This is a genomic window from Pseudomonas sp. SZ40 (assembly GCF_052958135.1).
The window spans coordinates 1-12,732 of the sequence record NZ_JBQWIF010000067.1 but is presented as its reverse complement, the minus strand read 5'-3'; the positions used below and the strand labels follow the sequence as shown (position 1 = coordinate 12,732).

Annotated in this window: 15 protein-coding genes; 8 read left to right on the top strand and 7 right to left on the bottom strand. The window is 61.2% G+C overall.

Translation table 11 applies throughout. The annotated features are described in order from the left end of the window. On the bottom strand, positions 1-86 hold an 86-nt coding region (locus tag ACT9T4_RS26185), incomplete at its 3' end, for a hypothetical protein (RefSeq protein ID WP_499119764.1). Between the two features lie 313 nt (positions 87-399). Between ACT9T4_RS26185 and ACT9T4_RS26180 the strand changes: the two genes are divergently transcribed. Both ACT9T4_RS26180 and ACT9T4_RS26175 read left to right on the top strand, forming a co-directional pair. Next, a complete protein-coding gene (locus tag ACT9T4_RS26180) occupies positions 400-849 on the top strand; it encodes a hypothetical protein (protein WP_042554123.1) in 450 nt (149 codons plus the stop codon). Between the two features lie 331 nt (positions 850-1,180). Beyond that, the gene (locus tag ACT9T4_RS26175) at positions 1,181-2,800 is read left to right on the top strand and encodes a malate:quinone oxidoreductase (protein WP_042554122.1); all 1,620 of its coding nucleotides are present in this window, start codon (positions 1,181-1,183) and stop codon (positions 2,798-2,800) included. 108 nt (positions 2,801-2,908) lie between these two features. Here ACT9T4_RS26175 and ACT9T4_RS26170 read toward each other — a convergent pair whose 3' ends face one another. After that, positions 2,909-3,643 (bottom strand): amidotransferase, encoded by a 735-nt coding sequence (locus ACT9T4_RS26170; RefSeq protein WP_042554121.1) that lies wholly within the window; start codon positions 3,641-3,643, stop codon positions 2,909-2,911. A 184-nt stretch (positions 3,644-3,827) separates the two neighbouring features. Between ACT9T4_RS26170 and ACT9T4_RS26165 the strand changes: the two genes are divergently transcribed. Next, the gene (locus ACT9T4_RS26165; RefSeq protein WP_042554120.1) at positions 3,828-4,019 is read left to right on the top strand and encodes a hypothetical protein; all 192 of its coding nucleotides are present in this window, start codon (positions 3,828-3,830) and stop codon (positions 4,017-4,019) included. Positions 4,020-4,116: 97 nt separating this feature from the next. Beyond that, positions 4,117-4,383 (top strand): PepSY domain-containing protein, encoded by a 267-nt coding sequence (locus ACT9T4_RS26160; RefSeq protein WP_042554119.1) that lies wholly within the window; start codon positions 4,117-4,119, stop codon positions 4,381-4,383. Positions 4,384-4,805: 422 nt separating this feature from the next. Here ACT9T4_RS26160 and ACT9T4_RS26155 read toward each other — a convergent pair whose 3' ends face one another. The 4 genes from ACT9T4_RS26155 to ACT9T4_RS26140 form a co-directional block, all read right to left on the bottom strand. After that, complete coding sequence (locus ACT9T4_RS26155) at positions 4,806-5,693, bottom strand: AEC family transporter (RefSeq protein WP_499119762.1); 888 nt, start codon at positions 5,691-5,693, stop codon at positions 4,806-4,808. Between the two features lie 142 nt (positions 5,694-5,835). Beyond that, positions 5,836-6,633 (bottom strand): transglutaminase family protein, encoded by a 798-nt coding sequence (locus ACT9T4_RS26150; RefSeq protein WP_042554118.1) that lies wholly within the window; start codon positions 6,631-6,633, stop codon positions 5,836-5,838. Then, positions 6,630-7,580, bottom strand: a complete 951-nt coding sequence (locus ACT9T4_RS26145; RefSeq protein WP_042554117.1) for an alpha-E domain-containing protein — start codon at positions 7,578-7,580, stop codon at positions 6,630-6,632. The genes ACT9T4_RS26150 and ACT9T4_RS26145 overlap by 4 nt, the downstream gene beginning before the upstream one ends. Positions 7,581-7,582: 2 nt before the next feature. Continuing rightward, complete coding sequence (locus ACT9T4_RS26140; protein ID WP_042554116.1) at positions 7,583-8,992, bottom strand: circularly permuted type 2 ATP-grasp protein; 1,410 nt, start codon at positions 8,990-8,992, stop codon at positions 7,583-7,585. A gap of 380 nt (positions 8,993-9,372) precedes the next feature. Between ACT9T4_RS26140 and ACT9T4_RS26135 the strand changes: the two genes are divergently transcribed. Further along, a complete protein-coding gene (locus tag ACT9T4_RS26135) occupies positions 9,373-10,416 on the top strand; it encodes a M4 family metallopeptidase (protein WP_042554115.1) in 1,044 nt (347 codons plus the stop codon). Beyond that, entirely contained in the window at positions 10,413-10,730 is a 318-nt protein-coding gene (locus ACT9T4_RS26130) for a protealysin inhibitor emfourin (protein WP_042554114.1), read from the top strand. The genes ACT9T4_RS26135 and ACT9T4_RS26130 overlap by 4 nt, the downstream gene beginning before the upstream one ends. Before the next feature lie 55 nt (positions 10,731-10,785). Here the strand turns inward: ACT9T4_RS26130 and ACT9T4_RS26125 are convergent, their stop codons facing one another. Continuing rightward, the gene (locus tag ACT9T4_RS26125; RefSeq protein WP_042554113.1) at positions 10,786-11,133 is read right to left on the bottom strand and encodes a ribonuclease E inhibitor RraB; all 348 of its coding nucleotides are present in this window, start codon (positions 11,131-11,133) and stop codon (positions 10,786-10,788) included. A gap of 245 nt (positions 11,134-11,378) precedes the next feature. Between ACT9T4_RS26125 and ACT9T4_RS26120 the strand changes: the two genes are divergently transcribed. Next, entirely contained in the window at positions 11,379-11,657 is a 279-nt protein-coding gene (locus ACT9T4_RS26120) for a hypothetical protein (protein WP_082045790.1), read from the top strand. Between the two features lie 184 nt (positions 11,658-11,841). Continuing rightward, entirely contained in the window at positions 11,842-12,396 is a 555-nt protein-coding gene (locus ACT9T4_RS26115) for a hypothetical protein (RefSeq protein ID WP_052493801.1), read from the top strand. The last annotated feature ends 336 nt before the right edge of the window (positions 12,397-12,732 follow it).

Here is a 12,732-nt window from a genome sequence, read left to right as displayed (position 1 = left end):
GCGACGAATTCACCGCCGATGTAGTTGCCGTAGCGCGGCTTGAGGGTGACGACAGCGCCTGCGGTACCGGGTTTGGCATAAATCATGTGAGTGACCTCTACTTTTTATGGAAGCCTGTCCTCTGAGGCGAGAGACAGGTCTTGGTTCGATTCGAATGGCGCTTGAGGCGCCGCAGCGCGCCTCTACGCGATCGCCGGTCATCGAGCGGTGCCGCAGCGAGGAGCGACAGAGCACGCAACTGCGTGGCAGCTATCAGGGTAGACGCTCCCCGCGGCTTTCGCCGCTGGTGTCGAGCCTGCCATCGCCAGCCTCGTGGCGGCGTGCCTTTGGGCAGATTCAGTGAACATTGCGCCAAGCCAGCCGGTCACCTGCTCACAGTATGAAGTCGAGGAGACGACGATGAAAACGCTCACTGGATCGGCAGTTCTGCTCGCTGCCCTGTTCGTCACCGGCGCGCAGGCCGACGATGGTGCCCCGTCACTGCAGGAACAGCGCCAGCAGATCGGCGATGACATGGTTCGTGATCGTACCGGCACACCTCCCACCAGTGCAGACAGCATCAATCAGCCGGCCACCAATCAGAATCAGCAGCAACAGCCCAATCAGGTACCTGACCAGCAGGCACCGCGCAGTACGCTCAACTCGCCAGCCAGACAGAACCGCTCGGCCGAACCGACCGGCAATACGTCCAGCGAGCGGCAGCCGCCGAACCAGACCCCAGGCGTGCCGGCAAGCGAGGGACAGAATTCCCCACCGATTCAGGGCGGCTCGACACGCTCACCTGCAGCGCCGAGCTCCCCCAGCTCCGGCAACACCGGTGGCCCAGCAACAAGCAACTCCACCAATTAGGCGAGATTCCGCCAAACCGAGCGCATTTCTGGCGGATCAGGGGCGGAAAATCGCCACCTGACTCACAGAAATGTGACAAACATATTGATACAGATCACTAGTTCATTGACCTGTACCTTTTCCGGCATCGCTTTTGCTTACAGCCGGCCGCCTGCGACGAAAGCGCGCACTTCAAAGGTAAATCGCCCGGCGTTTCAAAAAATCACCGGGACTGACCGGTTTCGCAGAACGGAACCTGGCAGCACGCAACAGGCGATGCAGCTTCGCTACCCAAGGCTGTACAGAGTCGGTCGTGCCGTCATGCAATCACATTAATGAAATGGTCTGTCTAATGAAAAAACTCCTGCTGTCCCTACTGTGCTTGAGCGCGCTCGGCTGCGCCAAGCAGCCCGAACCGGAAAAATCCGTGGACGTCCTGCTGATCGGCGGGGGCATCATGAGCGCAAGCCTCGGGACCTACCTCAACGAGCTGGAGCCGACCTGGAAGATCGACCTTTACGAGCGCCTGCCTCAGGTCGCCAGCGAAAGCTCCAATCCGTGGAACAACGCCGGTACTGGCCACTCGGCCCTCGCCGAGCTGAATTACACGCCGGAAAAGGCCGATGGCAGCATCGACATCAGCAAGGCCGTAGCGATCAACGAGTCGTTCGAGATCTCCAAGCAGTTCTGGGCTTACCAGGTCGACCAGGGCGTTCTGAACAATCCGAAGTCGTTCATCAACAACGTCGCGCACATGAGCTTCGTATGGGGCGACAAGAACACCGAGTTCCTGAAGAAACGCTATGACGCACTGCAGCACAGCTCGCTGTTCCGCAACATGGAGTTCTCCAACGACCCTGCGCAGATCGAGCAGTGGATTCCGCTGGTGATGGAAGGCCGTCAGCCAGGCGAAAAAATTGCCGCTACCCGCGTGCAGACCGGCACCGACGTGAACTTCGGCGAGATCACCAATCAGTTGCTCGATTCGCTGTCGCAGAAGAACGACGTGTTCAACGTCCATGTGCAGCATGAAGTTCGCGATATCACCCGCGCCGACGACGGCACCTGGAACGTCACCGTGGCCGACCTGGCCAACGACGAGAAGCTGAGCACCGTCAACGCCAAGTTCGTGTTCATCGGTGCCGGTGGTGGCGCCCTCAAGCTGCTGCAGAAGTCCGGCATTCCGGAAGCTGACGGCTATGCCGGTTTCCCGGTTGGTGGTTCCTTCCTGGTGACCCGCAATCCAGAAGTGGCAGCTCGTCACCAGGCCAAGGTCTACGGCCTGGCCTCCGTCGGTTCGCCGCCCATGTCGGTCCCGCACCTGGATACCCGTGTCATCGATGGCGAGAAAGTCATCCTGTTCGGGCCATTCGCGACCTTCTCCACCAAGTACCTGAAAAACGGTTCGCTGCTGGACATGTTCGGCACCATCACCACCCACAACATCTCGCCGATGGTCAATGCGGGCATCGACAACTTCTCGCTCAGCACCTACCTGATCGGTCAATTGATGCTCAGCCAGGAAGACCGCATGCACTCGCTCCGCGAGTACTTCCCGGAAGCTCAGGACAAGGACTGGGAGCTGGTACAGGCCGGTCAGCGCGTACAGATCATCAAGAAAGATCCTGAGCTGGGCGGTGTCCTGCAATTCGGTACCGAAGTGGTCAGCTCCGAAGACGGTTCCATCGCTGCGCTGCTCGGTGCATCGCCAGGTGCCTCCACTGCTGCGCCGATCATGCTTCACCTGATGGAAAAGACCTTCAAGGACAAGATCAAGACGCCGGAGTGGCAGGCCAAGCTGAAGCAGATCATCCCCTCCTACGGCCAGACCCTGAACAACAACCTGGAGCTGACCAACAAGACCCGTGCCTGGAGCAGCGAGCGCCTGCAACTGACCTATGTCGAGGTCAAACCAGAGCAGCAACAGGCCGAAGAGCCAGCCGAGGTCGAGGCGCCAGCCGAAGCCCAGTAACATTTCCGAACGGGCGCCTCCACGCAAGGCGCCCTGCAGAAACGAAAACGGCCCTTGAAGGGCCGTTTTCGTTTCTGCGATTTGACGCTCGGCGCGCCAGCGAGGGCTTCAGGCTCTCGCTGGCTCGGCACTACGCCCGCTGGCGATGAAACGCAGCATCCACTCACCCACCGTGCGCCCGTGGTGATCTTCGTGCAGGCTGTCCACGGCCACGCGATACACCGACTCGCCTATGTGTTGCTGACGAATATCGAGCAAGGCACGCGAGTACTCGGGCACGAACTCCGGATGCCCCTGGAAGCACAGCACCTGATCGCCGATGCGGTAGGCGGCATGGGCGCAGAATGGGCTGGACGCCAGCAAGGTGGCGTTTTCCGGCAGGCGGGTGACCTGGTCCTGATGACTGATCAGCAAGGTCACTTCATCCAGCGAGGGCGTCATCCACTCCGGCTGCTCGGCCAGTTGATAGCGATGAATCCCCACGCCCCAACCGCCACTGGCGCGCTCCGCCTTGCCACCGAGCAGCAGCGCCAGCAACTGATGACCGAAACAGATGCCAAGGAGCTTGTCACCGGCCCGATAGCGCTCCAGCAGGTAAGCCTTGAGGCTCTCGATCCAAGGATCGGTGGCGAATGAATCAGCCTTGCTACCGGTCACCAGATAGGCGTCGAAACGCGAACCGGCCGGCGGATAGTCGCCGTTCATCACGTTGAATACGCTGAAGGTGGCAGCGATCGCCTGACCAGCGAAAAGACGTTCGAACATCTTGCCGTAGCCCTGATACTGATCGACCAGCTCGGGGCGCAGGATGTCGGTTTCCAGAATGCAGATCTGCAACGACATGAGCGGTACCTGAAAAGAATGATGACGCAGCTAAAGCGTGCCTGCGCGCGCCGACCAAGGCAAGAGGCCAAGCGCCAAAGGTACGATCAGTCGTTTCGATAGTGACCATGAAGATCATTTGCTTCTGCTCGCTGTTCATGCAGAAGATGATTCTGCTCATCCCCCATTCACGGAGTGCTGCACCATGCACAGGCAAACCGTCAGATATGCTCGCAACGGAGCCCTCGCCGCCATCGGTCTCTACCTGGTGATTGCCACTGCGCTGCTCGGCATGAGCATGCACGGCACCCCCGGTGCTCGTAGCGACTCGCCAATGCCCAGTAACGCCCACGACACGTTGCCGGTCACTTCGACGGCCATGCAGACGAATCACTGAGCGCAACGGTTTTCTGAACCACAGGCGCAGCGGCGCACTCCAAGCATCAACGTCCGAAAACGGACGTAACCTCCCCGAAGAAAAAAGGAGTTTTACGATGCTCAAGAAGACCCTGACTGCCCTCACCGCCGCCGCTGCCCTGAGTGCCGGCTTCGCCATGGCCGATCGCCCTGGCGCTGACTGGATCAGCATCGAGCAAGCCCTGAGCAGCGCCAAACAGGCTGGCTTTACCCAGGTTCACAAGATCGAAGCCGACGACGCCGGTTACTGGGAAGGCGAAGGCACCAAGCAGGACAATCGCCTGTACGAATTCCGCATCGACGGCAAATCGGGCAAGGTCATTCGCGAGCAGCTGGACAACTAAGCTGCCACCGTGTGGAAAGCCGGCCTTAGGGCCGGTTTTTCGTAGGTTCGTCCTTTGACATCGGGCATCCGGACGAACGGTAAACAGGGATTTCCAGAGAAGCATTCGCCCGCGCGGCCTCTGGCGCAGGGGTGTGCGAAAGACATGAAGGGTTCCATAACTGTGCGGCACTCTCCGGCACTATGTTAGGAACCAACTGATATAAAAAAACAGGACATCCGCTCTACAGTGAATACATGCACCGCCGGGTCTTGCCGGGGTGACACTGGGGACGCGGCATTCACCGGCCCACACGACAACAATCAAAAAGGTAACGGCCATGTTCAAGACGCCCAAATTCCGTCAGGCGGGACTTATCCTCTTTGCGACTGCAGTGTTGTTGATCCTGCCCAACATGAGCAGGATGATCGGCTGATACGCGGTCAGTTAACCTGCGGCATCCACCAGGCCAGAATCAGCGGCAGCAAGCCCACTGCCAGCACGGTCGAGCACATCACCAGACTGGCGACCTGTTCGGGCGAACGATTGGCACGCACCGCGAACAGATAATTGAATACCGCGACCGGCATCGCCGATTGCACCACCAGTACAGCATGAGTCAGCGGCTCGAGCCCCAGCGCTGCACCAATTCCCCAGCCGACCCCTGCCCCCAGCAGAATGCGCAACGCACCCAGCACGAGCCCCGAACCGAGGTGATGCAGGCGAATGCTCGCCAGCGAAACGCCCAGGGTCAGCAGCATCAACGGAATCGACATGCCGCCCAGAAGGCTGACGGTGTTGTCCAGCCAGCGTGGCAATTGCAGATCGAAGAAAATCATCGGTAGCGCCAGCAACAGGCTGATCATGATCGGGTTGCGCAGCAGATCGCGGAGCGATGCCGCATTGCCCGACAGCGCGATACCCACGCTGAACTGGAAGATCGACAGGGTCAGAAAGAAGGCCACGGCCAGGGCCAGACCATGCTCGCCAAAGGCATAGAGGCTGATCGGCAGCCCCATGTTGCCGGTATTGGGAAACAGGAAGGCAGGCACCAGCACCTTCCACTCCTGCCGGAACAGCCGGCTACACAACCAGCCGAACAGCCCCATGCAGCCAGTCACCAGCACGCAGCCCAGGGCCATGCTGGTGAACGCCGCTGGATGGAGGTCGGCACGGCTCAATGTAGCCAGCACCAGGCTTGGCGTGCCGATGGTCAGCACCAGCCGGGCGATGAACTCCATCGGGTAGCTCTGGCCACTGCGGGCCCAGGCATAACCAATGCCGGAGACGATGACCACCGGGGCCAGTACAGCGAACAACTCGGCCAACATGGCCATTCCCCTTCGGCAAAGGGTGCATCCTAGAAGCGATGAGCAACTCATCGCAAGTCGTACAAGTACTGGCAAGCATGGATGCCGCGGGAGTGGAGCATCGAAGGGACAGGCAGGCGATCAGGCCCCTGCCCTCACGGCATCACTGCTCCTGAGCGAGGATCAGCGGCTCCACGTCGACGCGCGCCATCATCCGCTCGCCACCGCCGCCACGGCGCATGCCGCGTACCGGGCAGGCATCGAGGTAATCCAGCCCGACCGCCAGTTTGAGGTGGCGTTCTGGTCGCGCCAGACAGTTGGTCACGTCGAAGCTGTACCAGGCACCATCCAGCCAGGCTTCGGCCCAGGCGTGGCTGGCCAGGTGATCGCGGCTGTCGGTGAACAGATAACCGGACACATAGCGCGCCGGGATTGCCAGGCTGCGGGCGCAGGCGATGAAGGCGTGGGCGTGGTCCTGGCAAACGCCCTGACGGCCGGCAAAGGCCTGCGCCGCGCTGGTTTCCACCTCGGTGACACCCGGCCGGTAGCTGATATGGCCGTTCAGGCCATGCATCAGATCGATCAGGGCATTGCGATCACGCCGACGCGCGCACTGCACGGCGGCAAAATCGCGTAGCGCTTCGTCCGCCTCGGTGAGCCGTGTGAAGCGCAGAAACGGCAGTGCCGACTGGCTTTCGTGTTCAGCGTCGCTGGACTCGTCGATCTCCACCTGACCGCGGGCGCCGATGACGATCGACTCATGAGGCTCGTCCAGCGTCAGCACGTGGAGGATGTTGCCATACGGGTCTCGCTGCGCACGCACCGGGCGCGGCAGATCCAGCTGCCAGCTGAGTACCTGCTGGCGTTCGCTGTCATGGGGCGTGAGGCGCAGGTACTGGATGCTGGCACGTACCTGGTCTTCGTAGTGATAGGTGGTGTTATGACGAATGGACAGTCTCATGCGACCTCCAGATAGGACGTGTGAATGACGCGACCGAGCTCGTGCACCTGGCCGATGAAATCGGTCAGCCAGGCATGCAGGCCCTCTTCCAGCACCTCGTCGATGCTGGTGTAGCGCAACCGTGCGTCGAGCTCGGCGGCCAGGCGCTGTGCCGGTCGGCCGTTCTCTCCAGGCAGGTTGGCGAGCATCAGGTACAACTCGTCCATGCAGGCACGCAGCGAACGCGGCACTTCGGGACGCAGCAACAGCAGTTCGGAAACCTTGCGGGCGCTTGGCGAGCCTCGATAGACCTCGGCGAACGCCTCGAACGACGACAGCGCGCGCAGCAAGGCACTCCACTGGTAGTAACTGTGTGCCGGCCGGCCATCGATCTCGTCGATGTCCTCGCCCAGCAGCTCGTAGCGTGAGTCGAGCAGACGCAGGGTGTTGTCGGCCCGCTCGATGAAGGTGCCAAGACGGATGAAGCGATAGGCTTCACCACGCACGATGGTGCCAAAGGTGGCCCCGCGGAACAGGTGCGAACGCTCCTTGACCCACTCGCAGAAGCGATTGATGCCGTAGCGGCCGAGGCCCTGATCGGCGATACCGCGAATCTCCAGCCAGGTTGCGTTGATGTTCTCCCACATGTCCGCGGTGATGCGCCCGCGTACCGCATGGGCGTTGCTGCGCGCAGCGCCGAGGCAGCTGTAGATGCTCGCCGGGTTCTGCGCATCCAGTGCGAAGAAATGCAGCATGCGCTCGGCATGCAGGGCACCGTGGCGCTCCTGATACTCCTCCAGGGTGCCGGTGATCAACAGCGGCATCGCCAGTTCGTCGAGGCCGTCGCGGCGGCCGTCCTGCGGCATCAGCGACAGCGAATAGCTGCCGTCGAGCATCCGCGCGAGGTTTTCCGCACGCTCCAGATAGCGGGACATCCAGTACAGATCGGAGGCAGTTCTCGATAGCATGCTCAGTCCTCCACTATCCAGGTGTCCTTGGTACCGCCGCCCTGCGACGAATTCACCACCAGCGACCCCTCACGCAGGGCCACACGGGTCAGCCCACCGGGCACCAGGCGGGTCTCCTTGCCGGACAGGACGAAGGGGCGCAAATCGATGTGCCGCGGCGCGATGCCGTTCTCGACGAAGGTCGGGCAGGTCGACAGACACAGGGTCGGCTGCGCGATGTATGCCTCCGGCCGGGCGATCAGGCGCAGGCGAAACGCTTCGATCTCCGCCTTGCTGGCAGCCGGACCGACGAGCATGCCGTAACCACCGGAGCCCTGGGTTTCCTTGACCACCAGGTCCTTGAGGTTGGCCAGTACATGGGACAGCTCGCTGGGCTTGCGGCATTGCCAGGTCGGTACGTTCTTGAGGATGGGTTCCTCGTCGAGGTAGAAGCGGATCATCTCGCCCACGTAGGGGTAGATCGATTTGTCATCGGCCACGCCGGTACCGATGGCGTTGGCCAGCACCACGTTGCCGGACCGGTAGGTGGACAGCAGGCCGGGTACACCGAGCATCGAGTCGGGGTTGAAGGCCAGCGGATCCAGATAGGCGTCGTCGAGGCGGCGGTACACCACGTCGACCTGCCTGGCGCCTGAGGTCGTACGCATGAACAGCTTGTCGTCGCGTACGAACAGGTCGGCGCCCTCCACCAGCTCCACGCCCATTTCCCGGGCCAGAAAGGCGTGCTCGAAGTAGGCACTGTTGAAGCGTCCCGGCGTGAGTACCACCACCGTGGGGTTATCCAGCGGGCTGGAGGTCTTCAGGGTGTCGAGCAGCAGGCTCGGGTAATGGTCGATGGGCGCGATGCGCTGATTGGCGAACAGCTCGGGGAACAGGCGCATCATCATCTTGCGGTCTTCGAGCATGTAGCTGACACCACTAGGGGTGCGCAGGTTGTCCTCGAGCACGTAGTAGGTGCCGTCGCCATCACGTACCAGATCGACGCCAGCAATGTGCGCATACAGATCACGGTGCAGGTTCAACCCCTGCATCGCCATCTGATACCCCTCGTTGGCCAGCACCTGTTCGGCAGGAATCAGCCCGGCCTTGATGATGCGCTGGTCATGGTACAGGTCGGCGAGGAACATGTTCAGCGCTTGCACCCGCTGGATGCAGCCACGCTCGACGATGCGCCATTCGCTGGCCGGGATACTGCGCGGAATGATGTCGAAGGGAATCAACCGCTCGGTGCCCTGATCGTCACCATAAAGCGTGAAGGTGATACCGGCGCGATGGAAGAGCAGATCCGCCTCGCGGCGCCTTTGAGCCAGCAACTCCTGAGGGGTGTCCGCCAACCAGCGGGCAAAAGCTTGGTAATGCGGACGACATGCGCCATCCGCCAGGTGCATCTCATCATAAAAGGTGCGGGCCATGCCGTACTCCTTGCCACCCGTGTCAACCCATACGCTGCAAACGTCGAGCCAGCGTATTTATTCCTTTAAAATCAATAATATAAATTTACAACCAAGCCCTGTCGCACCACTTTGACGCACGCTGATGCTCACTGGCTGTCGGACGTGCTCCATCGCGTTGCACTGCGCGGCTACGACCGGCGCCCGTGCATCTTGTTTTTACAGCCGCGCTTCATGAAAGCGTAGACAGGCGAGACGGCAAAGCATTGCACTTTTCTCTCACGTCCTTCCGTCCAGAAAAAGCATTGCGATAGAAACATCCGCGACGCAACGCGATCCCAGCTTCAGGTGCCGTGTTTTTACGCGGCTGACAACTAACGTCCCTGAACAAGGAACGCCCGATGAACAGCTGCCTCGTACCTCCCTACATCCTCGACCGTATCATCGGTCACGGAACCGAGCGTCAACGCGATTGCGCACGCAGCACGCTCAATCATGTCAATTCATTGCGGCACAATAATGGCGCGCCTCGGCTTGCTACGCAGCAGGCTGGCCGCAGTGCCGTACAGGCGGGACAGCCGCAGCGCAGCATCCACGATGCCGGGCAGGACATGCGCCTGCCCGGTGAGCTGAGTCGTAGCGAAGGGCAGGCCGCAACCGGCGACGTGGCGGTAGACGAAGCGTACGAGGCACTGGGCGCGACCTATGCCTTCTTCTGGGAGGTTCTGGGTCGCCACTCCATCGACGGCCAGGGGTTTGCGCTGGTGGGTACCGTGCATTATGGACAGGCTTACGAAAACGCCTTCTGGAACGGCGAACAAATGGTCTTCGGTGATGGCGACGGCGAGATTTTCAACCGCTTCACCATCGCCCTGGACGTGGTCGCACACGAGCTGACCCACGGCGTCATCGATACCGAAGCCGCCCTCGCCTACGTCAACCAGTCCGGCGCGCTGAACGAATCGCTATCCGACGTATTCGGCATTCTCACCAAGCAGTACACCCTGCAGCAGACCGCTGAACAGTCGGACTGGATCATCGGTGCCGGCCTGCTGACCGACGCGGTCAACGGCAACGGCCTGCGCTCCATGTCGGCTCCGGGTAGCGCCTATGACGATCCGCTGCTCGGCAAGGATCCGCAGCCTGGGCACATGCGCGACTTCGTCGACACGCGGGAAGACAATGGCGGCGTCCATATCAATTCCGGGATACCCAACCGTGCCTTCCACTTGGCAGCCATCGCCCTTGGTGGCTTTGCCTGGGAAAAGGCTGGGCTCATCTGGTACGACACGCTCTGCGACGGACGCTTGAGCAACGACGCCTCGTTCGTCGACTTTGCCAGCCTGTGCGTGAACAACGCCGAACAGCGTTATGGTCAGGGTTCTCGGGAAGCACTTGCCGTCAGCAAGGCGTGGCAAGACGTTGGCGTAGAGGCCGCATCATGAAAGAACTGCCGGAACTGGGTACCAACGCTGTCGTGCGGATTTCCCGGCAGGGAGGCTTCGCTGCGATCAGCGCATTGAGTCGCCCGCGAGAAATCGATTTTGCTCAATGCGACCCTACCCAGCGCGGGCAGGTGTGCTCCGTTCTGGAGAACTGTCTGTCGGTGGCCAGACCCGAGGTCGGCAAGGGCGACCAGCGCTTCTATCGCATAGAGCTGCAGGTGCCACGCCAGCAAGAGCAAGGTGAGCTGGTGCTGCAGATTCCCGAAGAGCAGGCTCCTCGGGAGCTGATAAGACTGTGGGAGAAAGGCGCCTGAGCCCCTGGCAGCGGAACGCTGCCAGGGTTTGCCGCATGGATCGATAAGGCTGGTTTCAGCTCCTGAGGCTGGCGGGCCTGGGCTCCTGGGTCACGCCCCAGCCATCCAGCTTGCCACCCAGTGGTGCCACCACCGCTTGCATGTCCTGCTCGAAATCATCGATACCCGCATAGGTGACATGCATCACCTTGCTCACCTGCAGGTGCCAACCGCCCTCGTCACGCTCGGTCACCAGAGCGTGCAGCGACTCGCCACGAAAATTTCGTGTCGCCTTCAGTGCATTGTTTTCATCGGGAAAAATTGCGTAGAACTCGATGGGATGGACACTGGCAAAATCGAACCCCCCTTGCTTCATCCGACCTAGAACGCCACCACTGACATCATCGTGCAAGGCTGTGCTCATAACGTTGATCTCCATCAGGTGAAAGGTTGGATCGCCGAACCAACGGCTCCCATGTGCCTGGTCTGATTGGTCGACGCGGACCGTAGAAATAGGCCCTGTCATTGAGAGTAGACCGCTCAGCGGCTCGCGTCGTTCTGTCGCAGCCCCATGCTATACCCATTAATGACACCCACGCCCGTTTTGCAGGTGCGTTTCGAACAGGGATCGTCGTGCTGCCGGCGCGGGCCAGACACGAGGTATCACCCATGAGTACGCTACAGTGCACCCACCGCGATCATCACATCAGCGCCGAAGTCATGGAGCATCCAGGCATCCCAACCCCCTGGGCTGGGGGCTGCCGGATCACCGCGCCGGACGGACGCACCACCCGGCGCATGGCGCTGCCGTTGAATGGAGCCTTCCTCGACGACCTGAACAAGGCCCAGCACGCCTCCATCGCACACGGTAAATGGCTGGTCGATCAGTATCTTGATAAACAGCGGGATCTTTTTCCCGATAGCGCGGCCAAACATCACGCAGCATGAGGCCGTATCGAGTGGCCCGCATACGCAGCGGGCCATTCCATTTCCCAGCTAAAGCGCGCAAGCGCCCATTCCAGCCGGTCTCATGCCCAGATAGATCCTGGCCGCACACCGATGCGGTCGCTCCCATTCGAGACGAAGGTTGGATTTCATGGCGAAACACACGCTTTTCATTTCCACAGTTTTGATGACCAGCATCCTGGCGCTGACTGCCTGCAGCGACGCCGACAAGATCCCCGCCAAGACCGCCTCCGCCGCCCAGAGCAGCCCGCCCAAGCTGCAGGAAAAAGCGGATCTCAGCCCATTCGCCGGGTTCGCCAGTGCGCGCTTCGGCAGTGACGAGGCGGCGGTACGTGCAGCCTGGAAAGGTTCTCTGCGCGAGGGCGGAGGCACCTCTGACACCTGCCGCCAATTGGTCCAGGACCCACGGCCTGCAAAAGGCTTCGGTACCTCGTTCATGCTCGAGAACGGGCTGTTCGTGCGCTATGACATCGATACCCGCGAGCGCAAGGCGCCTCGTGGTCTGCAGGTTGGCAGCAGTGCCCAGCAGATTCGCGCCACCTTCCCCGGCCACTTCGAAGAGCAGCCACACAAGTACGTGAAAGGTGCCAGCGACTTTATCGTCAAGCCGTTCATCGACAGTGAAGCCCGACTGGTTTTCGAGACCGACCCCAACGGTCTGGTAACCCGCTGGCGCATCGGCATGCCACCGGCCGTCTTCTACGTGGAAGGCTGCAGCTGAGCGACCCCAAGGGCGAGACACTGATCTCGCCCCCGCCCCGTAGGAGCCCGCTTGCGGGCGATACGATGGTGGGTGCTCAGCGACATCGTCGCCATGGCTGACATTCGCCAGCAAGCTGGCTCCTACATGACTACGCGAATCCACCACGCCGTAGGAGCCCACTTGCGGGCGATGCGATGGTGAGTGCTCAGCGACATCGTCAGCATGGCCGCCATTCGCCAGCAAGCTGGCTCCTACATGACTGCGTGAATCCCCCGCGCCGTAGGAGCCCGCTTGCGGGCGATGCGATGGTGAGTGCTCAGCGACATCGTCGCCATGGCTGACATTCGCCAGCAA